General features: G+C 74.2%; 17 protein-coding genes, 1 other RNA gene and 1 pseudogene. 12 read left to right on the top strand and 7 right to left on the bottom strand.

Features of this window, described 5'->3' with window-relative positions; genetic code table 11:
- Positions 1–38: 38 nt before the first annotated feature.
- The 5 genes and pseudogenes from ACFWVC_RS29405 to ACFWVC_RS29385 form a co-directional block, all read right to left on the bottom strand.
- Positions 39–2327, bottom strand: a complete 2289-nt coding sequence (locus tag ACFWVC_RS29405; RefSeq protein WP_384293581.1) for a CDP-glycerol glycerophosphotransferase family protein — start codon at positions 2325–2327, stop codon at positions 39–41.
- Between the two features lie 128 nt (positions 2328–2455).
- A pseudogene (locus tag ACFWVC_RS29400) lies at positions 2456–2593 on the bottom strand (carbohydrate ABC transporter permease); the annotation flags it as partial.
- A gap of 59 nt (positions 2594–2652) precedes the next feature.
- Positions 2653–4830: a protein kinase gene (locus ACFWVC_RS29395; RefSeq protein WP_384293576.1), complete on the bottom strand. Its 2178-nt coding sequence runs from the start codon at positions 4828–4830 to the stop codon at positions 2653–2655.
- Between the two features lie 147 nt (positions 4831–4977).
- Entirely contained in the window at positions 4978–6336 is a 1359-nt protein-coding gene (locus ACFWVC_RS29390; protein WP_384293569.1) for a glycoside hydrolase family 16 protein, read from the bottom strand.
- Between the two features lie 160 nt (positions 6337–6496).
- Positions 6497–8275 (bottom strand): serine/threonine-protein kinase, encoded by a 1779-nt coding sequence (locus ACFWVC_RS29385; RefSeq protein ID WP_384293565.1) that lies wholly within the window; start codon positions 8273–8275, stop codon positions 6497–6499.
- Between the two features lie 348 nt (positions 8276–8623).
- On the opposite strand from ACFWVC_RS29385, the gene ACFWVC_RS29380 reads away from it, so the two are divergent.
- From ACFWVC_RS29380 to ACFWVC_RS29370, 3 genes are all read left to right on the top strand, one after another.
- Positions 8624–11683 carry an FtsK/SpoIIIE domain-containing protein gene (locus ACFWVC_RS29380; RefSeq protein ID WP_384293561.1) on the top strand — a complete coding sequence of 1020 codons (3060 nt, stop codon included), beginning with the start codon at positions 8624–8626 and terminating at the stop codon, positions 11681–11683.
- 102 nt (positions 11684–11785) lie between these two features.
- Positions 11786–12904 carry a peptide chain release factor 2 gene (prfB, locus tag ACFWVC_RS29375; RefSeq protein WP_384293555.1) on the top strand — a complete coding sequence of 373 codons (1119 nt, stop codon included), beginning with the start codon at positions 11786–11788 and terminating at the stop codon, positions 12902–12904.
- A 312-nt stretch (positions 12905–13216) separates the two neighbouring features.
- Complete coding sequence (locus ACFWVC_RS29370; RefSeq protein WP_384293550.1) at positions 13217–14161, top strand: hypothetical protein; 945 nt, start codon at positions 13217–13219, stop codon at positions 14159–14161.
- 74 nt (positions 14162–14235) lie between these two features.
- Here ACFWVC_RS29370 and ACFWVC_RS29365 read toward each other — a convergent pair whose 3' ends face one another.
- On the bottom strand, positions 14236–14427 hold the full coding sequence (locus tag ACFWVC_RS29365; protein ID WP_360915328.1) for a hypothetical protein: 192 nt from the start codon (positions 14425–14427) through the stop codon (positions 14236–14238).
- A 275-nt stretch (positions 14428–14702) separates the two neighbouring features.
- Between ACFWVC_RS29365 and ftsE the strand changes: the two genes are divergently transcribed.
- The 5 genes from ftsE (at position 14703) to ssrA (ending at position 18717) form a co-directional block, all read left to right on the top strand.
- The gene (ftsE, locus tag ACFWVC_RS29360) at positions 14703–15392 is read left to right on the top strand and encodes a cell division ATP-binding protein FtsE (protein WP_319664533.1); all 690 of its coding nucleotides are present in this window, start codon (positions 14703–14705) and stop codon (positions 15390–15392) included.
- A gap of 40 nt (positions 15393–15432) precedes the next feature.
- Entirely contained in the window at positions 15433–16350 is a 918-nt protein-coding gene (gene ftsX, locus ACFWVC_RS29355) for a permease-like cell division protein FtsX (RefSeq protein WP_360915323.1), read from the top strand.
- Positions 16351–16417: 67 nt separating this feature from the next.
- Positions 16418–17584 (top strand): S41 family peptidase, encoded by a 1167-nt coding sequence (locus tag ACFWVC_RS29350; protein WP_384293538.1) that lies wholly within the window; start codon positions 16418–16420, stop codon positions 17582–17584.
- Between the two features lie 73 nt (positions 17585–17657).
- On the top strand, positions 17658–18140 hold the full coding sequence (gene smpB, locus ACFWVC_RS29345; RefSeq protein WP_319664528.1) for an SsrA-binding protein SmpB: 483 nt from the start codon (positions 17658–17660) through the stop codon (positions 18138–18140).
- A 190-nt stretch (positions 18141–18330) separates the two neighbouring features.
- Positions 18331–18717, top strand: a transfer-messenger RNA (tmRNA) gene (gene ssrA / locus ACFWVC_RS29340).
- 87 nt (positions 18718–18804) lie between these two features.
- Here the strand turns inward: ssrA and ACFWVC_RS29335 are convergent.
- Positions 18805–20013 carry an MFS transporter gene (locus ACFWVC_RS29335; RefSeq protein ID WP_384293534.1) on the bottom strand — a complete coding sequence of 403 codons (1209 nt, stop codon included), beginning with the start codon at positions 20011–20013 and terminating at the stop codon, positions 18805–18807.
- A gap of 125 nt (positions 20014–20138) precedes the next feature.
- Between ACFWVC_RS29335 and ACFWVC_RS29330 the strand changes: the two genes are divergently transcribed.
- The 4 genes from ACFWVC_RS29330 to ACFWVC_RS29315 all read left to right on the top strand — a co-directional run bounded on the left by ACFWVC_RS29330 (position 20139) and on the right by ACFWVC_RS29315 (position 25740).
- The gene (locus tag ACFWVC_RS29330) at positions 20139–21119 is read left to right on the top strand and encodes a LysR family transcriptional regulator (RefSeq protein ID WP_384293529.1); all 981 of its coding nucleotides are present in this window, start codon (positions 20139–20141) and stop codon (positions 21117–21119) included.
- Between the two features lie 180 nt (positions 21120–21299).
- On the top strand, positions 21300–22430 hold the full coding sequence (locus ACFWVC_RS29325; RefSeq protein WP_384293523.1) for a uroporphyrinogen-III synthase: 1131 nt from the start codon (positions 21300–21302) through the stop codon (positions 22428–22430).
- 345 nt (positions 22431–22775) lie between these two features.
- Positions 22776–23381: a CGNR zinc finger domain-containing protein gene (locus ACFWVC_RS29320; RefSeq protein ID WP_384293519.1), complete on the top strand. Its 606-nt coding sequence runs from the start codon at positions 22776–22778 to the stop codon at positions 23379–23381.
- A 97-nt stretch (positions 23382–23478) separates the two neighbouring features.
- The gene (locus tag ACFWVC_RS29315; RefSeq protein ID WP_384293514.1) at positions 23479–25740 is read left to right on the top strand and encodes a HelD family protein; all 2262 of its coding nucleotides are present in this window, start codon (positions 23479–23481) and stop codon (positions 25738–25740) included.
- Positions 25741–25872: the final 132 nt, after the last annotated feature.

Here is a 25872-nt window from a genome sequence, read left to right as displayed (position 1 = left end):
CTCCACTGCGCCGAACGGGTGAACCGCCGGGCGTCGCCTCAGCCGCCGGGAGCCGGGTCGCGGGTCTGGTCGTAGACCCCGCCGGGTTCCTGCGCACGGGCCTGCGCGCGGGCCTGCTCCGGGGCGGGGGCGGGGCGGCGTTCCTCCGGCGGCATCACCGGGGGCAGGCCGCCCGGCTCGCCCAGGAAGACCCGGCGCACGACCCGCTCGGCCGCCCGCCCGTCGTCCCACGGGCAGTAGCGCGCCCGGAAGGCGGCCCGCAGCCGGGTGGACAGCGGGCCGCGCCAGGCGCCGGTGAGGAGGATGTCGAGGAGTTCGTCGCAGGACCCGGCCACCAGGCCCGGTGGCTCGGCGGTGATGTCGAGGTAGGCGCCGCGCGCGATCCCGTGGGCCGGCCGGTCCTCGGCGTGCACGACGACCGGCCGGTCCAGGACCGAGTAGTCGAACATCAGGGACGCGTAGTCGGTGATCAGCCCGTCGGAGGCCAGGCACAGTTCCTGCACGCTCGCGTGCGCGGAGACGTCGAGCACGTTGCCGGGCAGGTCCTCGGGGAGGCCGGCCGCGCACCCGCGGTCCGGGTGCTCGCGGGGTGCCCGGTACAGGATCACGAATCCGGGGCCGAGTTCCCGGCCCAGCCGGGCCGGGTCGGCGGCCGGGCGGAAGCCGTGCCGGTGGTCGCGGTGGGCCGGGGCGTACAGCAGGGCCGTGACGCCCTCGGGCAGGCCGAGGGCGGCGCGCAGGCGCAGCACGTCGTCCGCGGACGCCCGGAGCAGCACGTCGTTGCGCGGCTGGCCGTACTCCAGGGTGGCGTAGCCCGCCGGGTAGGCGCGCTCCCACACCACCGAGGAGTGCGGGTTGGCCGAGAGGCAGTAGTCCCAGCGGTCGGTGTGGGCGAGCATGCGGGCGAAGTCCCGGCCTGCCGAGGCGGCGGGATCGCCCTGCACGTCCAGTCCCATGTGGCCGAGCGGGGTGCCCTGGTGGGTGTGCAGGTTCACCTGGCCGGGCCGCTTGACGTACGCGTGCGGGAAGTTGACGTTGTTGACCAGGTACGTGGCGCGGGCCAGCGCCGTCCAGTACGCGGGGGAGTCCGGCTGGAGCCGGCGCACCCCGGGCGGCAGCGTGCCGGCGTGCTCCGCGGTGGTGATCCAGGCCGTGCGCAGGTGCGGGGCGAGGCCGCGTACGGCGGTCTCCACGGCGGCGGGGTTGCAGGCGTAGCCGCCGTACCGGTCGGCGGCGAACACCGCCGACCGCGGGTCCAGGGGCCGGTGCCGCTGGAGGCGGTAGTGCGCCCGCAGGGCCGCCGCCCGCCCCGCGCGGCGGGCGCCCTCGGCCAGCGAGCGCAGCCGCCGGCGCAGCGCGCCCGCGGCCCGTACGGCGTCGAAGACGTGGCGGGCGCCGAGCCGCACCAGCAGCCGCCGGGATCCGCCGCCGCGCCCCGGGCGGCCGGACTCTTCCGGCCGCAGCCGCCGCAGGGCCAGGCCGCAGCGCTTGAAGTAGGCGGCGCGGGACGAACGGGGCAGCCGGACGGGGCTGTTGTAGATCAGCAGCAGGTGGTCGGCCATCCGCCGGAAGAGCGCGGGCCGCCATGGGTCGTGCACGGGATGGCGGTCGAGGAAGGCGAAGAGCCGCTCGTACTGCTCGAAGACGTCGAAGTGGCGGGTGCTGGTGGTGCGCCGGATGCTGCCGCGGCGGCGCTGCCGGTAGTGCACGCAGACCCGGTCCAGCACCGCGACGGTGTCGGCGCCGAGCAGCGCCGGATACGTCCAGGGCACGTCCTCGTACCAGCCGGGCGGGAAGGACAGACCGCGCCGCTGGACGAACTCCCGCCGGTAGGCCTTGTTCCAGGCCACCGGCAGCAGCCGCAGCAGTCCGGGCCGGCCGGCGAGGGGGCCGGGCGGCGGGCCGTCGTGGGAGAGCAGATGGGCGTGCCGGTTGCGGGCGACGCGGCCGTCCCAGTAGGTGCGGGCGTAGTCGAAGACCAGCACGTCGGGTTCGGCGGTCCCGGCCAGCCGGTCGGCGACGGCCCGCAGCGCGCCGGGGGTGAGGGCGTCGTCGCCGTCGAGGAAGAGCAGGTAGTCGCCGGTGGCGTGGGCGATACCGGCGTTCCGGGCCCGCCCGAGGCCCACGTTCTCGGCCAGGTGCACGGCGGTGACCCGGCGGTCGCGGGCCGCGAAGGAGTCGATGATCGCGCCGCAGCCGTCGGGGGAGCGGTCGTCCACGGCGATCAGCTCCAGGTCCGTGAAGCTCTGCCCGAGCACGGACTCCAGGCACTCGTGCAGATGGGCCTGCACGAGGTGGATGGGCACGATGACGCTGAACCGGGGCAAGGCAGCACATCCGTAGGATCGACGTACGCGGCTTATGCCCGTTATATCCCGGTGAGCGTGCCGCGTCCGGCGACCACTGCGGCCACGGAGTGTTGCCCGGCCCCGGAGCCGGTCCCGTTCTCGGGCGCCTACTTCACGGCGCCCGCCATCACGCCGGAGACGAACTGCCGCTGGAAGGCGAAGAAGACGGCCGGCGGGACCACCGTCGACACGAAGCCGCCCGGCACCAGGATGCCGATGGTGTCGCCGAACTGCCGGACCTGCCGCGCCCGGTCGGACGACCGCCGCAATACCGCCTATGCACAGGGGCGTTGGATCATGACCGTCATGTGACCGGCGACCCGGTCGAGCGGGCGAGGGTGCCGTCGGCGCGGCGGACGTAGAGGGTGAGGGCCCGCGAGGAGCCGGTGAGCGCGGCCCCGGTGTGGCTGGTGGCGCTCACCGGGACGGGCGCCCAGTCGGCGCCCGCGCCGACGGCGGCGGCCAGCCTGCTGCCGCCGGACGGGGCCAGGACGTACAGCCGGCCCCCGGAGACGGCGGCCTCCGGGCGGCCGGTCGCGTCCAGGCCGGCGACCAGTTCCGAGGGGCGCCAGGCGCCGTTGACGTACGGCAGGCGCAGCACGGCCCCGTCGGCCTTGCGCACCACGAAGGCGTCCAGGGTGCCGGGGGTGCGCGAGACCAGGCCGGGCGCGGAGGTGACGCGGCCGGCGGTGGGCACCAGCGCCCAGGCGTTCCAGCGGCCGTCCACCCAGGAGGAGGTGACCAGGTCGCCGCCGGAGCGGGCGACCAGGTCGATCCGGCCGGGGGCCGAGGACGCGGCGGCCGGGGTGGTGTCGAAGGTGGCGGGCTGGTCGACCTGGTACCAGCCGCCCCAGGCGCCGTCGGTGAGGGTGCGCCGGTAGACCTTGTGGTCGGTGCCGAGCGCGAACACGTCGAGCTGCCCTGCGCGCGAGGAGACCGCGGAGGGGTCGTCGGCGACGCTTATCCCGGTCAGCCGGTGCCAGCGCCCGTCCACCAGGTACCACAGGTTCCGGTCGGTGCCCCGGGTGAAGACGTACGTCGCCCCGCCGGCCGCGACCGCCCGCGGCCGGCCCGTGGTGTCGACCCCGGCGACCGGGAGCGGCGGCAGCGCCGTCAGGCCCGACCAGCGCAGCGACGCCTCCTCGGTCGCGTCGGCGGCGTCGGCGGTGGAGCTGACGGCGCCCTGCGGGGAGGCCGCGGCGCCGGTGGGCGCGGTGGGGGTGGGGGCGTGCGTCGTGGAGTCGCCGGGCTCCCGGTCCTCGCGGCTGGTGGAGCCGCCGTCGTCGGAGCCGGAGGCGGCGATGGCCCAGCCGCCGAGTCCGGCGGCCACCAGGGCGGCCGCCGCGGCGGCCCCGATCTTGGCCCGGCGGCGCTGCGGCGAGTCCGCGACGGCGCGGTGCCGGTGGCGGGCCCGGGTGCCCCGGGGGTCGTCGCCCGCGGTACGGCCGGCGGCGAGCTCCTCGGCGGTCGGCAGTTTGATGCTGGTGTGCGTGTCCCGGGTGGAGTCCGGGGCGGCGCCCCTGACCAGCGGGACCGCGCCGCGCCGGCGGCCGGCCGGCGGGTCGTACGGCTCGCCGCCGCCCGGCGGTTCGGCGCCGAAGCCGCCCGCGTCCTCGTGGTGGTGGTCGCCGGGCGCGTCCACCTCCAGCGGTGGCAGCCCGGCCAGATCCGGCAACAACTCCCGCAGCCGCGCGCCCACTTCCGCCGCTGTCAGCCGTGAGGCCGGCGCCTTGGCCAGGCACTGGGAGAGCAACTGCCAAAGCTCGTCGGGGAGATCGGGCAGCGGCGCCACCGACTCGGTGACATGGCGGCGCAGCACGGCGCCGGGGTGGCCACCGCCGAACGGCGTGAAACCGGCCAGCAGTTCGTACAGGACGGTGGCGAGCGCGTAGATGTCGACGGAGGCCCGCGGCGGCAGGCCCTCGATGATCTCCGGCGCCAGGTAGTCCGGGGTGCCGATGATGCGGGTGGCCCGGGTGCGGCGCGGGGAGTCCACCAGCCGGGCGATGCCGAAGTCGGTGAGCAGCGCCGGGGGCGCCCCGCCCGGACCGGGCGGCGCCGCGGAGTCCAGCAGCACGTTCTCCGGCTTCACGTCACGGTGGACGACGCCCGCCGCGTGCGCGGCGGCCAGACCGTCGGCGACGTCGGCGGTGATCGAGACGGCGGCCTCGGGGGCGAGCCTGCGCTCCCGCTCCAGGCGGGAGCGCAGGTCGGTGCCGCGCACGAGGTCCATGACCAGCGCCAGGTCGGAACCGTCGACCACCAGGTCACGGATGCCGACGATGTGCGGGTGGTGCAGTGCCAGCAGGGCCGTGCGCTCCTGGACGAAGCGGCCGACGAGGTCCTGGTCGGAGGCGAGGTCCTCACGCAGCAGCTTGATGGCGACCGGGCCCTCGGGGCCCTCGCCCAGCCACACCGTGCCGGCGGAGCCGCGCCCCAGCACCTGGTGCGCGGTGTACCGGCTGCCGATCTTCCGTCCCAAGGCTGCTCCGACTCCTCCGACGTGCCGTCGTGTTGGCGACAAAGCTACGCGGATGCGAGCCGGTTGGGGGAACCAGTCGGGGGTGAGTGCGGCTTCTGCGGGAGAAATCACCCTCCAGAAGTCGACAAATCACCACCATGGGCAGTCTCAGGTGGTGAAGGTGAACCAGTTGAGATTGACGAAGTCGGCGGGCTGGCCGCTGGCGAAGGTCAGATAGACGTCGTGAGTCCCGGTGATCGCCGCGGTGTTGGCCGGGACCGTCGTCCAGTTCTGCCAGCCCCCGGTGCCGCCGACCGCGAAACTGCCCACGGGTGCCGCGGTGGGACTGTCCAGCCGGACTTCGACCAGTCCGCTCACCCCGGCCGCGGCGCCGGAGGCGACCCGGGCCTTGAACTGGTGGGCGGCGGTGGAGCCGAAGGCGACACCGTTGTAGCGCAGCCAGTCGCCGCCCGCGATCCAGCCGACGTCCTGGCCGCCCCCGGTGTCGGTCGTGGTCTCGGTGGCGGTGCCGGACTGGGCGGAGTACGACTCGGCCTGGATCGTGCCGTAGGCGCCGCTGCCGCCTCCGCCGCCCCCGCCGCTGCCCGCCGAGTTGTAGACGGCCACGTAGTCGACCAGCATCGGCACGCCCGAGGCGGTCGAACCGGTCGGGGTGCCGCTGCCCGCCACCCCGTTGGGGAAGGCGCCGCCCATCGCCACGTTCAGCAGCACGAAGTGGCCGTGGTGGGTGGCGTTGGCCCACGTCGTCGCGTCCATCTGCGAGGCGTTGACGGAGTGGTACTGCACTCCGTCCACGTACCAGCGCAGCGTCTCGGGGCTGACGCTGCGGTCCCACTCGAAGGTGTACGTGTGGAAGGCGCCCTGGCAGGCACTGCCCGGGCACGCGTGCGTGGCGCCGAGGCCGTTGGTCTCGTTGCAGGGGCCGCCGGGGTTGCCGCCGCAGTGCAGCGTGCCCCAGACCTGGTTGACGCCGTTGACGTTCTCCATGATGTCGAACTCGCCGATGCCGGGCCAGTTCTGGTAGTTGCCGCGGTAGTCGGCGCCGAGCGTCCAGAACGCGGGCCAGTAGCCGGCCGCCGCGGCGCCGGTCACGTTCGGCATCTGGAGGCGCGCCTCGATGCGGGCCCGGCCGCCCGCGGCGGCCTGGAAGTCGGTTCGGCGGGTCTCGATCCGGGCGGAGGTCCAGCGGCCGGAGCCGTCGCGGACCGGCGTGATGCGGAGGTTCCCGCTGCCGTCCTGCTGGAGGTTGGTGCTGCTCGCGGTGTACGTCTGCACCTCGCCGGTGCCCCAGTTCGCGGGGCCGCCGGGGTAGGACGTGCCGGTGTCGGTGATCCAGTCCGCGCTGGAGGGAGCCGACCCGGCGGCGCCGGTGAAGTCGTCGCTCCAGGTCAGGGACCAGCCGGTGCCGGGCGGGGGGACGCTGGCCGAGGCCGGGCCGGGAAGGGCCGCGGCGAGCGCGAGCAGTGCGGCCGCGCCGGCCCGGACGAGCAATTTGGACGCGCGCATGACAAGTCCTCCTGTGGGGAGAGGCGGGGGAGCGCGTGAAGGGGGTTGCCCGGGCAGTTCACTGTCCGCCCGGGCTGACGAGGCGTCAAGACATGGCGCTTGAAAACGCTCTCAGAATTTCCCGCCGTCACCCTCTGAAGGCGGGTTGCGGCCCCGGCGACTACTGGCTGGGAGTGCCGCTGGTGGAGTCGCCCAGCGACTTGACCCCGTTCCAGATGCCGCTCACCCACGTGGAGACCGTGTCCCACAGTCCCTTGCCGGTGTCGAACCAGCCCTGCAGCGGCCCGAAGTACCAGGCCAGCAGGAAGATGACGACCAGGACCACGATCACCGTGAAGCAGCCCTTGAGGCAGCCGAGGCCCGGGATGCGCATCGGGTTGGCGCTGCGCCGGCGCGGTTCGCGGGCCGGGGGCGGCTCGGGCGCGGGCGGCCGCTGCGGCTCGTAGCGCCGGGGCTGCGGCTGCTCGTAGCGCGGCGGCACCGGCTGCTGCTGTGGCCGGGGCGCGTACTGCTGCGGCTGGGGCTGCTGCGGGGCGTACTGCTGCGGCTGCGGCTGGCGGTGCTGCGGCGGGCGCGGCGGTTGCTGGTGCTGGGGCTGCTGCGCGTACCCCTGCCCACCGGGCTGCTGCTGGTAGGACTGCGGGGACTGCTGCTGGTACGACTGCGGGGGCTGCGCGCCCGGCTGGCGGCGCGGGCGGCGGCGCAGGGGGTCCTGCTCGGGGTCCAGGTACTGGATCTCGGTCTGCTCGGCGCGTGCCCGGGCCCGGTTGAGCTGCGACTCCCACGGGTGCGGGCCCTGCGGCGTCTCGTTCGGCGGGCCGCCGGGCACCGGGGGCATCACACGGGTGCCGTCGCCGTCGGCCGCGGGACGCGAACCGCCCTGGATGACCTGGGTCGGGTCGGCGCCGCTCCCGGCCGCGTTGGCGGGCAGCACGCTGGTGGCGGCCGTCGGGTCGTACCCGGCCATCGGCGAGCGGTTCGGCAGCACCTGCGTGGGGTCGGCCGTGCCCGGCGGCACGAGCGGAGTGTCCGGCACGGTCGCGGGTGCCGGGTCGGGCGCGAGCAGCGCGGCGACGCCGAGGGCAGCCTCGGCCTGCGCCGGGGAGGCGTGGACGCCCACGCCCGCGGCCACCACGCGCAGGGCGCGGGCCAGGTTCACGGCACTGGGGCGCTCGGAGGGCTCCTTGCGCAGGCAGCGCTCGATGACCGTCCACAGGGGTTCGGGGACGGTCGTGGGGCGGCGCGGCTCCGCGCTCAGATGCCGTTGCAGCACTTCGAGAGCGCTCTCGCCGTGGAACGGCGGACGACCGGTGACCAGCTCGTACAGCAGGATGCCGGCGCCGTAGATGTCCACCGCGGAGGTCTGCGGGCGGCCCTGCGCGGACTCCGGCGCTATGTAGGCGGGGGTCCCCACGAATTCGTGGGTCCGGGTGAGGCCGGGTGAATCGGCCAGCCGTGCGATGCCGAAGTCGGTCAGCATCGGGTGCATCTGGGCGCTGCCGTCCGGGCCGGCGACGGTGGCCAGCAGCACGTTGGCGGGCTTCAGGTCGCGGTGCACGACGCCGTCGGCGTGGCTGGCGGCGAGCGCGTCGGCGATGGCGGCGGTCAGCAGGGCGCCGCCCACGGGGGAGAACGGACCGTTCTCGCGCAGGTGGCGGTAGAGGTCCGGGCCCTCGATCAGGTCCATCACCAGGGCCAGCAGATCGCCCTCGACGACCAGGTCGCGCACGCGGACGATGTGCGGGTGGCGCAGCCGCAGCAGCACCGAGCGCTCCCGCAGGAAGCGCATCACGACGTCGGGGTCGCTCGCGAGCTCTTCCTTGAGCACCTTGATCGCGACGGTCTCGCCGGTGTCCCGCACCTGGGACCGCCACACGGTGCCCGTGGCACCGCGTCCCAGCGGCTCCACCAGTTCGTATTTGCTGCCTACCGGCCGCACGTCTCGCACTCCCTGGATCTTGGCCTGGTCCGTGGCCTGTGTTCGCCCACTGTAGTGCCGCGCCATGGCGGTGGACCTCGTTCACGCACGGGGCGGGCAGGGGATTAGGGCGCGGAGTACGGTCGTTTGGTTGCTTTTTCCGCCCAATGCTGATCATTCAAGATCGTGAAGGTGGGCACCGGCGGCAGGCTGTCATTGGCGAGTGGGAGGATGCGTTCGCGGATCGCCGATCGCTGAGCAACGGGAGCCGGTCGGTTCGTTCTTGTTCGTGTCGATGTGCCCGGGCGCGGTGGGTGGGGCGAGGCCCCTTCCCCCCGTCGGACCGGGCAGAAGGGACCGTGGACGGAGATGCAGATCCGGCTGACCGTTCTCGGGCCGCGCGGCGGCCGGGGGGCGCGCTCCTCCGACGTGCTCGTCACCGCGCCCGCGGGCACCCTGCTGGGGGCCGTGGCGGGTGCCCTGACCTCCGGCACGGGCAGCTCCGGGCAGCCCGCGCGGTCCACTGCCTCCCTGAGGTCCCTGCCGCCGCTCTACGCGGGAGCCGAGCGGCTGGATCCGGCCACCGCCGTGCTCGGAGTGCCGCCGCTGCTCGACGGCGCCGTGCTCTCCCTGCACGCCCCCGCCGACGGCCACCACGAGGAGCGCCCCTCCGCCGCCGCCCGGCTCCACGTCATAAGCGGTCCCGACGCCGGCGGGGTCCACCTGCTGCAGGGCGGGCAGATCCGGGTCGGGCGGTCCGCCGACGCGGACGTCCCCCTGGACGACCCCGACGTCTCCCGGCTGCACTGCGCCATCACCGTGGACGCCGGGGGCCGCGTCACCGTCCACGACCTCGGCTCCACCAACGGCACGACGCTCGACGGGCAGCCGGTCGGACCCCGCGGCGTCCCTCTCGCCCCCGGGGCCCTGCTGCGCATCGGGGAGTCCGTCCTCCAGCTGGAAGCCACCCCGCCCGGGTCCACGGTCCCGCCCCCTCCGGCGTCCATCCCCGCCATCCCCGACACCGAGGGCCATCTGCACGTCACCCTGCCGCCGGCCTCCTGGCCCGACGGCGAGGGCGTCGCCGGCTGGCGCCCCGCGCGGTCCGCGACCGCCGCCGGCGAGGCCGCGCCCGATGCCCGTCCGGCATCCGCGCCCGCCGTTGCCGAGGACTCACCGGCACCCGCGGCATCCCCTGTGGCTCCCGTCGCCGAAGGGGGAGGCCGCCGGGACACCCCGCAGCGCGGTCTGTCCGAGCAGGCGCGGGCGGTCGTGCCGCCGCAGGGCCGCAGGACCGCCGGGCGGGCCGCCGAGGCCGGGAGCCGGATGGCCGGGGCCATAGGAAGCTGGGCCCGGCGGCTGGCCGCCGGGCGCGGCGTCCCCGACGGCACGGGGCCGGACGGAGCCATCGGCTCCGGCCATGACCTCACCGACGCCGCCGGGCTGCGCGACCGCTGGCCGGACCCCGCGGCCGTGCTGCTGACCGCCCTCGGGCCGGGCCCGCGGTTGTGGGAGCGCGCCCCCGGCCACCCGGACACGCTGACGGTCCGCCTGGGCACCGCCGAACTCCCTGCCGAGGACGGCTACCGCACGCTGCCCGCCGTCCCCTTCACCATCGACCTGCGCGACCCGCACACCCAGGTGCTCGGCCTCGCCGGCCCCCGCCCCCGGCTCACCGGGCTCGCCCGGGCCGTGATCGCCCAGCTGTGCGCGCTGCACGCGCCTGGCGCGCTGGAGGTCGCCCTGCTGAGCGCCGACCGCTCCCGCCCCGCGGAACAGCGCGCGGAGGAGTGGGCCTGGCTCCACTGGCTGCCGCATCTGCGGCCCGCCCACGGCCAGGACTGCCGCCTGCTCACCGCCACCGACCGCGAGCAGGCCGAGGCCCGCGTCGCCGAGCTGGTCCGGCGCATCGAGGAGGGCCCGCTCGGCACCGGCTGGGCGACGGCGACCGCCGAGGCGGTCGCCAAGGCCGCCGCCGAGCGCGAGGGACCGCACACCCTGCTGGTCGTGGACGGCGACCCCGGCTCGGCCTATCTGGGCGAGGCGGTCGACCGGATCGCCGCCACCGGGCCGTCCGTCGGCGTCCATGTGCTGTGCCTGGCCGAGAGCGCGGAACGGCTGGCCGCCCAGTGCGGCGCCGTCGCCGTCCTCGAGGGCGACGTGGCCACCACCTTGCGCATCGAACCGCACGGCCCGGAGCGGATGACGGTCGAGGCGGTCTCCACCGCGTGGGCCGAGCGGTTCGCCCGGGCCATGGCGCCGCTGCGCGAGGGCGACGCCGCCGCGCCCCGCGTCACCCGCTCCGCGCTGCCCCGTACCGCCCGCCTCCTGGACGAGCTGGACCTCGCCCTCGCCACCCCGGCCAAGATCGCCGCCCGCTGGGCCGAACCCGCCCCCTCCGGCGGCGCCGCAGCGGCGGTACTCGGCGCGGGACCCGGCGGCCGGGTCCTGGTCGACCTGGTCGTCGAAGGCCCCCATCTGCTGGTCGGCGGCGCGCCCGGCTCGGGCAAGACCGAGCTGCTGCGTTCCGTCGCCGCCGCTCTGGCCGCGGCCGAGCGCCCGGACCGGCTGGCCCTCGTCCTGGTCGACGGCGCCGGCACGGAGCGCGGCGAGGGACTGCGCGTCTGCACCGACCTGCCCCATGTGTCCACGTATCTGTGCGCCTCCGACCCGGTGCGGATGCGCGAGTTCGCACAGGCCCTGACCGCGGAGCTGAAGCGGCGCGAAGAGCTGCTGGACGGGCTGGACTTCAGGCAGTGGCACGACCGCCACCGCGTGCCGGCGGTGCCGCGCCAGGCCGACCCCGGCCGCGCGCCGGCCGCCGCGGGGGAGGCGCAGTCCCAGGGCGTGGTCCGCGTCCACACCCGCACCGCCGAACCGCTGCCCCGGCTCGTCGTCGTGGTCGACGACTTCGACGCGCTCGTCGCGCCCGCCCTGGGCAGTCCCGGCCGGCCCGCCGCCGGCTCCGTCGTCCGGGCCCTGGAGAGCGTGGCCCGCGACGGCGAGCGCCTCGGCGTGCACCTGGTCGCCGCCACCGGCCGTCCCGAGCGCACGGCCGGGACGGAGGCGGACGACGCCGCACGGCTGCGCATCGCGCTGCGCACGGAGGAGCCGGAGTCCGCCGCCCTGCTGGTGGCCGTCGAGGAACCGGCCGCCCTGGACGACACGCTCCCCGGCCGCGGCTATCTGCGCCGCCCCGACGGAGCCGTCACCGCCTTCCAGGCCGGCCGTGTCAGCGGCCGTATCCCGCGGACGGCGACGCTGCGCCCGACCGTCGTCCCCCTCGAATGGGACCGCATGGGCGACCCGCCCACCCGCCGCCCGGTCCGTGAGCTCGGCAACGGCCCCACCGACCTCGCCCTTCTGGCCAGCGCCTTGCAGCGGGCGGCGGAGTCCGCCGCCGCGGATCCGGCGCCGCCCCTGCTCTGAAGCGCCGGGCGACCGCTCCCGCACCGTGCCCCCGGGCGCGGGAGCGGGGGTGCGGACGCGGGGCCGCCGATGCTTCGCCGCCCACCCGGTACGCTGGGGGACGTGGCAGTCCTGGATGTATCCGAAGAGCTCAAGTCCCTCTCCTCGACCATGGGGTCGATCGAGGCCGTTCTGGACCTCGACAAACTGAGGGCCGACATCGCCGTGCTCGAGGAGCAGGCGGCGGCGCCGTCGCTGTGGGACGACCCCGAGGCGGCCCAGAAGATCACCAGCAAGCTGTCGCACCTGCAGGCCGAGCTCCGCAAGGTCGAGGCGCTGCGCGGCCGTATCGACGACCTCGGGGTGCTCTTCGAGCTCGCCGAGGCCGAGGACGACGCGGACACCCGCGCCGAGGCCGAGAGCGAGCTGGAGTCGGTCCGCAAGGCGCTGGACGAGATGGAGGTCCGCACCCTTCTGTCCGGCGAGTACGACGCGCGTGAGGCGCTGGTCAACATCCGCGCCGAGGCGGGCGGCGTCGACGCCGCCGACTTCGCCGAGCAGCTCCAGCGCATGTACCTGCGCTGGTCCGAGCGGCACGGCTACTCGACCGAGATCTACGAGACCTCGTTCGCGGAAGAGGCCGGTATCAAGTCCACGACCTTCGTCGTGAAGGCGCCGTACGCCTACGGCACGCTCTCCGTCGAGCAGGGCACACACCGCCTGGTGCGCATCTCCCCGTTCGACAACCAGGGCCGCCGCCAGACCTCCTTCGCGGGCGTCGAGGTACTGCCGGTCGTGGAGCAGAGCGACCACGTCGAGATCGACGAGACGGAGCTCCGCATCGACGTGTACCGCGCCTCCGGCCCCGGCGGCCAGGGCGTCAACACGACCGACTCCGCGGTCCGGATCACCCACCTGCCCACCGGCATCGTGGTCTCCTGCCAGAACGAGCGCTCCCAGATCCAGAACAAGGCCAGCGCCATGAACGTGCTGCAGGCCAAGCTGCTGGAGCGGCGCCGCCAGGAGGAGCAGGCCAAGATGGACGCCCTCAAGGGCGACGGCGGCAACTCGTGGGGCAACCAGATGCGTTCCTACGTGCTGCATCCGTACCAGATGGTCAAGGACCTGCGTACCGACTTCGAGGTCGGCAACCCCCAGGGCGTCCTCGACGGTGACATCGACGGCTTCCTGGAGGCGGGCATCCGCTGGCGGAAGCAGCAGGAGCAGGCCGCGTCCGTCTGACGCTCACCAGCCGTTCACATCTTCTCCGAACCCTCACAACTGCCGTCCACTGGGCGGCAGTTGTGCGTTTCAGGTCACAGCAGGATAAGTAATCGGCCGTCATAGCGCGCCAATCCAGGCATTGCGCCTGGAGTGGCCTTGACGAGGCTGTGCATTGTGGGAATGGTGTTGCGCGGTATGCGTATTGCTGGGGCGTGAGCGAACGGGGGCGAGCGCGGACCGGTTCCATGGTCCGGATCTCGAGTGCGCCCCGTAGATGCTCCCCTGTGCACGCTGCTCCATTGACGAGAAGCTACTGGGGGTAGTTGCCAGATGAGCAAAAAGAACACGCGGCTGCGGGTGGCGCGCATAGCCGCCGCCGCCGTGATAGCGGCCGGCGCCTCGCTGACCGCCGCGGGTGCCGCACAGGCCGTCGGTCTCGGCATCGGGATCGGCAGTGACGGTGTCTCCGCCGAGGTCAACCTCAGCGGCCAGGACACCGAGGGCACCACGGCCGGTGTCACTGAGGGGACCACCGAAGGCGCCACGGTCGGTGTCACTGAGGGGACCACCGAGGGCACCACGGTCGGTGTGACCGAGGGGACGTCCGAGGGCACGTCCGAGGGCACCTCTGAGGGGACGTCCGAGGGCACGTCCGAGGGGACGTCCGAGGGCACGTCCGAGGGGACGTCCGAGGGCACCTCTGAGGGGACGTCTGAGGGCACCTCTGAGGGCACGTCTGAGGGCACGTCCGAGGGGACGTCCGAGGGCACCTCTGAGGGCACGTCCGAGGGCACCTCTGAGGGCACGTCCGAAGGCACGTCCGAAGGCACGTCCGAGGGGACGTCCGAGGGGACCGCAAACGGCGGTAACGGCAACGGCGGTAACGGCAACGGCGGTAACGGCAACGGCGGTAACGGCAACGGCGGTAACGGCAACGGCGGTAACGGCAACGGTGGCAACGGCAACGGTGGCACCAGCACCGGCGGCACCAGTACCGGCGGTTCGACCGACGGCGGCACCAGCACCGGCGGTTCGGACGGCGGCACCACCTGCACCCTCGACGGTGACAGCGTGAGCTGCGCGGACAACACCAACACCGACAACGCGGGCAGCAGCGAGGTCGTCACCCAGGGTGACACCAAGGAGGAGCTGGCCGAGACCGGTGCCGGCGAGACCGTCTTCCTGCTGATCGGCGCCGCCACCATGATCGCGGGCGGTATCGGCTTCCGCCTGATGCCGCGCCTGGTCGGCGGCGGCCGCAACACCATCGCGTAATCACGCGGTTACGTAAGGCGAGGGGCCCGGGGCGTCAACGACTCCCCGGGCCCCTCGTGCTGCGAGCGGTGCCGCTACGCGGTGGCCTCGTGAACCACCCAGGCCACGGCGAGCAGCGCCACGAGCAGGGCGATCAGGGTCGCCGGCGTGATGGCGGCGAAGGGGTTCTCCTGCTGCAGGCGTGCACGATGGGCGCGGCAGACCGCACAGCGGCCCTCGCTGACAGGGCCGGCGCAGTTGGCGCACACCAGTCGGTCGACTGTCATGCGGTCGCCTCCTCCCATTGCGGCCCCACGGCCGCTCCATGAACAACGCGCGTCGGGGACGGTCCGTTCCCGAGTCCCCCCACCACTGTGCCAGTTTCCGGGGCTCCAGGCGCGCCCCACGCGATTCCTGCGACTCCGAAGAGTGACCCGCGTGGCCAATGCCCGCTTTGCCTGCTTTGGCCGGTGAATAAACGCACCAACCCGGACCGCGAACTGCGCGGCCCCTCGGCGTTCGCGTAAGGTCGCCTCCGATCCCCTGTATCCGGAGTGCGACCGTGATCCGATTCGACAACGTCTCCAAGACCTACCCCAAGCAGAACCGTCCTGCACTTCGGGACGTTTCGCTGGAAATCGAGAAGGGCGAGTTCGTCTTCCTGGTGGGCTCCTCGGGCTCCGGGAAATCCACCTTCCTGCGGCTCCTCCTGCGCGAGGAGCGTACGGACACCGGCACGGTGCACGTCCTCGGCAAGGACCTGGCGCGGCTGTCGAACTGGAAGGTGCCGCACATGCGCCGCCAGCTCGGCACCGTCTTCCAGGACTTCCGGCTGCTGCCCAACAAGACGGTCGCGGAGAACGTGGCGTTCGCTCTCGAGGTGATCGGCAAGCCGCGCGGCACGATCCGCAAGACGGTCCCCGAGGTGCTCGACCTGGTCGGCCTCGGCGGCAAGGAGGACCGCATGCCGGGCGAGCTCTCCGGTGGTGAGCAGCAGCGCGTCGCGATCGCCCGCGCGTTCGTCAACCGCCCGATGCTCCTCATCGCGGACGAGCCGACCGGAAACCTCGACCCGCAGACCTCGGTCGGCATCATGCGCCTTCTGGACCGCATCAACCGCACCGGGACCACGGTGGTCATGGCCACCCACGACCAGAACATCGTCGACCAGATGCGCAAGCGCGTCATCGAGCTCGAGAAGGGGCGGCTGGTGCGCGACCAGTCGCGCGGCGTCTACGGCTATCAGCACTGATCACCGGCCCTGGACATCGCAAGCCCGCTGAAAGGACATCATGCGCGCCCAGTTCGTGCTCTCGGAGATCGGCGTCGGCCTCCGCCGGAACCTGACCATGACCTTCGCGGTCATCGTCTCCGTCGCCCTCTCCCTCGCGCTCGCCGGCGGCTCGTGGCTCGCCCGCGAGCAGGTCGACTCGATGAAGGGCTACTGGTACGACAAGGTCCAGGTGTCGATCTTCCTCTGCAACAAGAACGACGCCAAGACCGACCCCAACTGCACCAAGGGCGCCGTCACCGAGGAGCAGAAGCAGGACATCGAGAAGCAGCTCAAGGCGCTGCCGCTCGTGGAGAAGTACTTCCACGAGAGCGCGGAGGACGCGTACAAGCACTACAAGGAGCAGTTCTCCGACTCCCCGCTGGCCGATTCGCTGACGCCGGATCAGATGCAGGAGTCGTTCCGGGTCAAGCTCAAGGACCCGACCAAGTTCCAGGTGGTCGCCAGCGCCTTCCAGGGCCGCCCGGGCGTCCAGGAGGTGCAGGACCAGAAGGCCCTGCTGGACAACCTCTTCGGGCTCCTCAACGGCATGACACTGGCCGCTCTGGTGGTGCTCGCGTTCATGCTCGCGGTGGCGATGATGCTGATCGTCAACACCGTGCGCGTATCGGCGTTCAGCCGGCGCCGCGAGACCGGGATCATGCGCCTGGTCGGCGCGTCCAGCTTCTACATCCAGATGCCGTTCATCATGGAGGCCGCCTTCGCCGGTCTGGTCGGTGGCGGTCTGGCGTGCCTGATGCTGCTCGTGGGCCGCTACTTCCTGATCGACCACGGCCTGTCGCTGCAGACCAAGGTCCCGCTGATCAACTTCCTCGGCTGGGGCGAGGTCGCGCAGGTGCTGCCGCTGGTGCTCGTGGTGGGCATGCTGATGCCCGCGGTGGCCGCCCTGATCGCGCTGCGCAAGTACCTCAAGGTCTGATTCGCGCAAAGGGCGCCGTACGGCCAACTTTCCGTACAGCGCCCGCTTCTCGCCTAGACTGCCCGACGTGCTGAGCCACTGTCTGTCCGGGAAGCCGCGCCGCGTCGGCCGCGCGGCCGCCCTGACCTTGGTGTTCGGCGCGGTTCTGGCCACCGGCGCGGCCACCGGTTCCTTCGGCGACGTCCTCGGCGGGGACCGGCAGGCGCGGAGCTCCACCCGCATCCCGGCGGGCGCGGTCGCCGACACCGACGAGATCGCCGAGGCCATCGCCGACGGCAAGGTCGGCCCGCAGGCCGCGGAGGCCCTGGTCAGCCGTAGCGGCGACCGCTGGTCCTCGTTCTACACCGCGCAGGAGTACGAGGGCTTCCAGCAGTCCCTGGACGGCCGGTATGTGGGGGTCGGTCTCTGGGTGCGCCGGGTCGAGAACGGCCGCATCGAGATCGACCGCGTGCAGTCCGGCAGCCCCGCCGCCCGGGCCGGGATCCGCGCCGGCGACGGGCTGCGCACCATCGACGGCGCCGATGTCACCGGCCGCCCCGTCACGGAGGTCGTCTCCCGGCTGCGCGGCGTGGGCGACGCGGGTACCGCCGTCGCCCTCGGGCTGCAACGCGGCGCCCGCTCCTGGGAGGTCGCGCCCCTGCGTGCCCTGCTGCCGACCGAGTCCGTACGGGTACGGCACCTGCCCCACCGCATCACCGCCGTCAAGGTCGACGCCTTCACCAGGGGCGCGGCCGGGCAGGTCCGCCGGGCGCTGGCCGCCCGCACCGCGGGCGAGGGCATACTCCTGGACCTGCGCGGCAACTCCGGCGGCCTGGTGACCGAGGCCGTCGGGGTCGCCTCCGCCTTCCTCGACGGCGGCCTGGTCGCCACGTACGACGTCCACGGACGGCAGCAGGCGCTGTACGCCGCCGACGGCGGCGACACCGAGACGCCGCTCGTCGTGCTCGTCGACGGCGGCACCATGAGCGCCGCGGAGCTTCTGGCCGGCGCCCTGCAGGACCGGGGCCGGGCGGTGGTGATCGGCTCGCGCACCTTCGGCAAGGGCTCCATCCAGATGCCCAGCCGCCTCCCGGACGGCTCGGTGGCCGAACTCACCGTCGGCCACTACCGGCTGCCGGCCGGACGCAGCGTCGACGGACGCGGCGTCGAGCCCGACCTCAGGATCTCCGGCGGCACCGACGCCGGTGCCGAGGCCCTGGGGATCCTGGACGGCCTCGGCGCCTCGGCGCGCTGACCTCGCACACCGTGGCGGCCCGCCGCGGAATCCGGTACCCCGGGCGCCCCCGGAGTGCGAGAATGGCCGCGCTATGGCAAAGGAAACGGGTCGCAAACTGATCGCGCAGAACAAGAAGGCGCGGCATGACTACCACATCCTCGACACGTACGAGGCGGGCCTGGTGCTGACCGGCACCGAGGTGAAGTCGCTGCGCCAGGGGCGTGCCTCGCTGGTCGACGGCTTCGGACAGCTCGACGGCGGCGAGGCGTGGCTGCACAACGTGCACATCCCCGAATACACGCAGGGGACGTGGACGAACCACACGGCGCGGCGCAAGCGCAAGATGCTGCTGCACCGGGCGGAGATCGACAAACTCGTCCAGAAGTCCCAGGAGACCGGGCACACCATCGTGCCGCTCGCCCTGTACTTCAAGGACGGCCGGGCCAAGGTCGAGATCGCGCTCGCCCGCGGCAAGAAGGAGTACGACAAGCGGCAGACCCTGCGCGAGAAGCAGGACCGCCGTGAGGCCGACCGGGCGATCTCCTCGGCGCGCAGGCGTCAGCGCGAGGGCTGACCGCGCCGCCTGGCCGTGCCGCCTGGCCGTGCCGCCTGGACGTACGGGCTGAACGCACCGGCCGGGGCGCCGTCCGGCACGCTGTCCGGCCCCGCCGGAAATGCGCTGGCCTCGGTGCGTGTTGTTCACGTACGATGGCGACAGCACCACCGGACGGTGACGCCCGGTGTGCAGCTTGAAAAATCAACATGGGGATGATCGGTTTCGACTGGGGATGTCGAAGCAGGGGAAGCGAGCCGAGAAAGCGGCAATGATCTCGTAAACCACATGCCGAAAAAAACAATCGCCAACTCTCAGCGCGATTCCTCCGCCTTCGCTCTCGCTGCCTAATTAGCAGCTAGCGAAGACTCCGCGGAGTGTCAGCCCGGGGCTGTTCCCGACCCGGATCCTGGCATCAACTAGGGAACTAAACCACTGAGTCCGGCCACGGGACTCGGTGGGAAATCAAACAGTGGCTGGGCCCGTCGGCGGCTTGTCCGCGTGACTGCCGGGGCCGAGAAAAGCACAGCGGACTGCGCTCGGAGAAGCCCTGGTTCCGCACCACAGGACGCGGGTTCGATTCCCGCCATCTCCACATCCCTCGGGAGGCGTCGTCTGACCGCGCACTGCGCGGCGGGCGGCGCCTTTCGGCTTTCCCGGGCCCGGAACGAACCCGGGAACGACGTCACCGCGCGCCGCCGTCCGCGGGGACCCCGGTCCGGGCCGGGGCCGGCCGCAGGGTCACCGCTGCGATCAGTGCCGCGGCGGCCGCGGCCACGGCCGGCACGGCGTAGGCGGCGGCCGGGCCCCGGCTGTCCGTGACCGCGCCCGCGGCGAAGGACCCGGCCGCGATGCCGCCCAGCAGGGCGGTCACGGCGAGCGCCATGCCCTCGTTCAGGCGTCCCGGCGGCACCGTCCTCTGTATGCGGGCCATGCCGTTGATCATGGTGGGAGCGGTGGCCATGCCCGCGACCAGCAGCGCCGGGGCGAGCAGCCACAGGCCGCCCAGCCGCGCCGCGAGCAGCGGGAGGAGCATCAGGCAGGCCATCGAGGCGACGCTCGACACGAAACGGTCGCGAGGCGGCCGCAGCCCGTACAGCAGCCCCGCCGCGCAGGAGCCGGCCGCCTGCAGCGCCAGGACGGCTCCCGCGGCCCCGCGGTGCCCCTGCGCGTCGGCGAAGGCGACGGTGGTGACCTCCATCGCGCCGAAGACGGCCCCGGTGGCCAGGAACGTGAACAGCACCGGCGGCACCGCCGCCCGCCCCTTCGCCCCTGCCCCCGGGCGCGGCACCGGCGGCGGCTCCGTGCCGCGCTGCGCCGCGAACAGCACGATCCCGCAGAACAGCAGCACCGCCCCGGTCACCGTGCCCGCCTCCGGGAAGAGCGCGGTGCACAGGAAGGCGGCCAGCACCGGGCCCAGCATGAAGCAGACCTCGTCCGCCGCCTGTTCGAAGGACTGGGCGACGTGGCGGGCCCGCTCGTCGTGCCGGTACAGGTGCGCCCAGCGGGCCCGGGACATGCCGCCGGTGTTCGGGGTCGTCGCGGTCGCGGCGTACGCGGCGAACAGCGTCCAGGGCGCCGCGTGCAGACGGACGCACAGCACCAGGGCCAGCGATCCCAGCGCGGCGAGCGCCGCGGCCGGGACGGCGACCCTGGCCTGCCCGTGCCGGTCGATCATGCGGGCGGTCCACGGGCCCACCAGGGCCGTCGCGGCGAGGCCGGTGGCGGTGACGGCCCCCGCCAGCGCGTACGAGCCGTAGGCCGCCGAGATCATGACGACCGCGCTGACCCCGAACATGCCCGCGGGAAGGCGGGCCATGAGGTTGCCGGCGGTGAAGGCGAGGGCGCCGGGCGGCGCGAAGATCCGGCGGTAGGGCGCGAGGCTGTCGATCACCCCGCCACCCTCGCCGCGCGCCCGTGCGTGGGTCCAACACCTGATCAGCGCCCATTGACGCACTTTCGTTGTCAGTGCTGTCAGTGCTGTCGGTGCTTTCGGTGTGTGGCATGTTGAATGAGCGGATGCCGCACGATCTCGAACCCCGCCTGCTGCGGGCCTTCACCGCCGTCGCGGAGGAACTGCACTTCACCCAGGCGGCAGCCCGCCTCTATGTCGCCCAGCAGGCACTCAGCCGCGACATCCGGCGCCTGGAGGTCGCGCTCGGCACGGAACTGTTCGCGCGCACGACCCGCAGCGTGCGGCTGACCGCCGACGGCGAACGACTGCTGCCGCACGCCCGGCGCGTGCTCGCCGCCCACGACGAACTCGCCGCCGCCTTCGCTCCCGCCGGCCGCCCTCTCCTGGTCGACATCGGAGCCCCGGTCGGCACCGCGCCGCGCGTCCTCGACGAGGCCCGAGCCGCCGCCCCCGACCTGGAACTGACCGCCCGCTTCCACAGCGGCCTCACCGGCGCCGCCGCGGAGATCCTCGCCGGGCGCCTGGACGTCTCCTTCGGCCGGGTCGCGGGCCTCGCCCCGGCCACGCTGGCCCGCCTGGAGCACGCCCCCGTCCGGTACGAGCTCATGGCCGTGCTCCTCCCCGGCGACCACCGGCTCGCCGGCCTGCCCGAGGTGCCGCTCGCGGCCCTCGCGGGCGAGGCGCTCTACGCGGCCGCCGGCAACCCGCACACCGCCGAGTGGACCGACCTCGCGGAACGGCTCTTCGAGGGCCGTGGCATCGCCCTGGCCGCGCCGTTCCCGGAGATCGACGGCAAGGACGAGTTCGTGCGGCTGGTCACCAAGCACCGCTGGCCGGTCCTGGCCAGCACCGAGTTCATCGACCTGCCCGGCTTCGTCCTGCGGCCGCTCACCGACCCCGTCCCGCTCGCCCCCGTCTCCATGGTCTGGCGCCGCGGACTCCGCCACCCCGGCCTCGACGCCCTCCGCGCCGCCGCGCGGCGACTCTCCGTCGCCGACGGCGGATGGCTCACCCGCCCCGCTCACTCCTGGCTGCCCTCGCCCGACGCGCGTCTCATGACCCCGGCCGGCCCGCCTGCGCGGTGATCGCCGCCTGAGGGGCACAGCCCGGGGTGCGCAGCGGCTCGGGCGGGCGCCGGCGTAACAACGGGGAAATGCCGGCGAACCGGCGCCGTCATGGGCGCTTGGCACGATGCGCGGACCGGCGGGCCGGGACGGTGCCGGGCCTGCGCGCACGTGCGCCCGGGGCGGAGCGAGGCGGGAGCCATGCGACGGCGAGACGCGGACGTGCCCCCACTGGCGGGCTTCACCGTGGGCGTGACCGCCGCCCGGTGTGCCGACGAGTTGACGGCGCTCTTGGAGGGCCGCGGCGCCACGGTGATGCGAGGCCCCGCGCTGCGTATCGTCCCGCCGGCGGACGACACCGAACTGCTCCTCGCCACCAAGCGGTTGCTCGACGAGGGGGCCGACGCCGTCGTCGCCACCACGGCGGCCGGCTTCCGCGACTGGATGGAGGCCGCCGACGGCTGGGGCCTCGGGGAAGCGCTGCGGGAGCGGCTGCAGCGGGCCGAACTCCTGGCCCGCGGACCAGGAGTTCGCGACGCCGTCCGGGTCGCCGGGTTCACCGCGGTGTGGTCGCCGGGCACCGCTTCCATGGCCGAGGTCCTCGACCGCCTCCTCGACGCGGGCGTGGCCGGCCGGCGTGTCGCCGTCCAGTCGTGGGGCGAGCCGCTGCCCGGGTTCGGCCAGGCGCTGCGTCAGGCGGGCGCGGAGGTCGTCGGCGTCCCCGTGCACCGCTGGATGCCGCCGGAGGACACCGCCCCCCTGGACCGGCTGCTGGACGCGGTCGTCGCCCGCGCGCTCGACGCCGTCAGTTTCACCAGCGCCCCGGCCGCGGCCTCCCTGCTCGAACGCGCCGACCGGCGCGGGATGCGCGCCGAGGTCCTGGACGCCCTCCGCCGGGACGTACTCCCCGCGTGCGTCGGGCCGATGGCCGGCCGCCCGCTGCGGGCCCACGCGGTGCCCGTCCTCCACCCCGAACGCTTCCGCCTCGGGCCGCTGGTGCAGTTGCTGGCCTGTGAACTGCCCGGCCGTGCGAGTCCGTTGCGGGTCGCGGGCCACCGCTTGGAGATCCGGGGCCACGCAGCCGTCGTGGACGGCGCGCTTCGCGCCGTCCCCCCGGCCGGCATGGCACTCCTGCGGGCGCTCGCCCGCCGACCCGGGTGGGTCGTCTCACGCCCGGAGCTCCTCGCCGCCCTTCCCGGCGCCGGGCGCGACGAACACGCCGTCGAGACCGCGATGGCCCGTCTCCGTACCGCCCTCGGCACTCCCGAGCTCATCCAGACCGTCGTCAAGCGCGGTTACCGCCTCGCCCTCGACCCCCCTCCACCCTCCTGACCCCACGCACGGCGCGCCGGGCCGCCCGTCCCCCGGCCACACGCGGGCGGGGCAGACGTCCCGCCCGCGCATCGCAGCGTGACCTGCCGCGCCTGGCAACGGCTCGGACGCCACACGGCGTCCCCCGCAGGGGGCGGCTTGTTCCCCGCTACCTGGGATTCCGGTGCAGAGGCGTCCGCCACGTGCCGCGAGCCGCTGTGGCGGGCACGAGCCGAACTGCCCCGTGGGAAAGCACGTTCCTTTGCTGCGCCGGAGCCACGCCGCTCCGCAGGACGCCCCCGCGCGGGCGGGTTCCGTTTCGCGCCGGGGGCTCGGGGGAGGACCACCGGAGGAGGTGGCAGGGAGATGGGAGCGACCGCGACGCGGACGCAGCTGCGATTCGACACGGGACGGACGAGCCTCGACCTCGTGGCGGCCGCGGTGCCCGGCCCCGGCACCGGGTCCGGCGCCGCAGCCGGGTCCCCGGAGCGGCTGGTGGAATGGCTGCGGGGCGCCGGGCTGGTGCCGCGGGGCGCCGAGGTCCCGGCGGACGGGGCGTGGTCGCGGCGGTTCGTGGAACTCGGGGCCGTGGTGGCGCGCCTGGTGGAGGCGCGGCTGGCCGGGCGTGCGGCCGGCGAAGGGGACGTGAAGGCGCTGAACGACGCCGCGCTGGCCTCGCCGCCCGCGCCGCGGGCCGTGCGCGCGGCGGACGGCACGCTGACCCGCGGGCTCGCCGGGGAGCCCGACTGCGCCGGCCTGCTGGGCGCCGTGGCGCGCGACGCCCTGGACCTGCTGACCGACCCCGTCGCGGCCGGCCGGCTGCGACGTTGCGAGGGCGACGGGTGCACGCTTGTCTATCTGGACACCTCGCGCGGCCGCCGTCGCCGCTGGTGCAGCAGCGAGACCTGCGGCAACCGCGAGCGGGTGGCCCGCCACCGCAGGCGCGCCGTCGCCACCGCGACACGCGTCTGACTGGGCGGAAAACCCCTGGTTGGCGTACGGTGGCAGGCTGCTCCGTTCGCGGGGCACGGCGCATGACGTACGGAAAGAAAAAGAATGGGGGTCCTGCGTGGCAGCGGTCCGGGACACGGAGATCGCGGTCGAGCAGACGCATCTGGACCAGGTGTACGACCGGCTCGGGGAGAAGATCCACGAGGCGGAGTTCCTGATGGACGACGCGGTCAAGCGCGGCCAGGTCGGTACGCCGGGCGCGCTCGCGGAGCGCGACGCGCAGGTCTTCCGCGCGGGTCTGCACCTCAACCGGCTGAACGCGGAGTTCGAGGACTTCCTCTTCGGCAGGATCGACCTGCTGCTCGGCAAGGACGGCAAGAAGGGCCCCGACGGCGCCTACACCTCGGTCGAGCCGGCCGAGGACGCCGTGCGGTCCGACAACACGGCCGAGATCGCCGAGACCCTGCACATCGGCCGGCTCGGCGTGCTCGACGCCGACTACGCGCCGCTGGTCATCGACTGGCGCGCGCCGGCCGCGGCGCCGTTCTACCGGGCGACCCCGGTCGCCCCCGGCCGGGTGGTGCGCCGCCGCGTCATCCGCTCCAAGGGCCGCAAGGTGCTCGGCGTCGAGGACGACCTGCTGCGCCCGGAGCTCGCGACCGGGCTGCCCGTGGTCGGCGACGGCGCGCTGATGGCGGCGCTGGGCCAGGCCCGCAGCCACACGATGCGCGACATCGTCGCCAGCATCCAGGCCGAGCAGGACATCGTCATCCGGGCCCCCGCCGCGTCGGTCACCGAGGTCACCGGCGGTCCCGGCACCGGCAAGACGGCGGTCGCCCTGCACCGCGCGGCGTATCTGCTCTACCAGGACCGGCGGCGCTACGCCGGCGGCATCCTGGTGGTCAGCCCGACGCCGCTGCTGGTGGCGTACACCGAGGGCGTGCTGCCCTCGCTGGGCGAGGAGGGGCAGGTCGCCATCCGGGCCGTCGGCTCGCTCGTGGACGGCGCGGAGGCGACGACGTACGACGATCCGGCGGTGGCCCGGATCAAGGGCTCGCTGCGGATGCTGAAGGTGCTGCGCAGGGCGGCCCGGGGCGCGCTGGAGGACGGGCGCTGCCCGGACCGGCTGCGGGTCGTGGCGTTCGGGCGCCGGCTGGAGCTGGACGCCGAGGAGCTGTCGGGGATCCGGCACGTGGTGCTGGGCGGCACGACGCCGGTCAACCTGCTGCGGCCACGCGCCCGCCGTCTGCTGCTGGACGCGCTGTGGCGGCAGGCCGACCGGCGCTACGACGACCCGGAGATGGCCGCGGACGCCCGGGAGGCCTTCGACGACGACGTGGCGAGCGAGCCGGAGTTCCTGGACTTCCTGGCGGCCTGGTGGCCCGTGCTGACCCCGCGCGGGGTGCTGGCCGCGCTCGCCGACGAGAAGCGCCTCGGGCGCTGGGCGCGGCGCGTGCTGAGCCCGCCGGAGGTACGCCGGGTGGCCCGTTCGCTGCGCCGTCTGGACCCCGCGGGCAACGGCGCGCTGTCGGTGCACGACGTGGCGCTGCTGGACGAGCTGGAGGCACTGCTCGGCCCGCCGCCGAAGGTGCGCACCCGCGAGGCGGACCCGCTGGACCAGCTCACCGGTCTGGAGGAGGTCACCACCTTCGCCGACCGGATGGCCGGCGGCCGCCGTTCCCGCCAGGAGCGGCTGGACGCGGAGCGCACCGAGTACGCGCACGTCATCGTGGACGAGGCGCAGGACCTGACGCCGATGCAGTGGCGCATGGTGGGCCGCCGGGGCCGGGCCGCCACCTGGACGGTGGTGGGCGACCCCGCGCAGAGCTCGTGGACGGACCCGGACGAGGCGGGGCTCGCCCGCGACGAGGCCCTCGGCACCCGCCCCCGGCGCCGCTTCACGCTGACGGTGAACTACCGCAACCCGGCGGAGATCGCCGACCTCGCGGCCAAGGTGCTCGCGCTCGCCATGCCGGGCAGCGAGTCGCCGCGCGCGGTGCGCTCCACCGGCGTGGTGCCGCAGTTCACCGTCGCGGCGGGCGGCCGCGTGGGCGAGGCGGTGCGCGCGGAGGCCGAGCGGCTGCTGGGCGAGGTCGAGGGCACGGTGGGCGTGGTCGTGGCCATGGGCCGTCGTGAGGAGGCCCGGCGCTGGCTGGCGGGGCTGGGCGAGCGCGTGGTGGCGCTCGGCAGCCTGGAGGCCAAGGGGCTGGAGTACGACGCGACGCTGGTCGTGTCCCCCGCGGAGATCGCGGACGAGTCGCCCGCCGGGCTCCGCGTGCTGTACGTCGCCCTGACCCGTGCCACGCAGCGTCTGACCGTGCTCTCGGGCGGCCGGGACCTGCCCGACGCGAACGGCGTCCCGGACCTGCTGCGGGACTGACGGGGACGCCGGAGCGCACAGGACAAAACGGCGGGGCCGCCATAGGTGTAGGGGGCCCCGCCCGGCGTTAACGACAAAACCCCACCCTTCTGGCCGCGACGCAACGGGGCGGGGCGAGGGCCCTATGATTGG

This window comes from Streptomyces sp. NPDC058691 (assembly GCF_042714775.1).
Classification (GTDB): Bacteria; Actinomycetota; Actinomycetes; order Streptomycetales; family Streptomycetaceae; genus Actinacidiphila.
The sequence above is the reverse complement of the archived record's forward strand: the minus strand, read 5'-3'. Positions and strand labels throughout refer to the sequence as shown.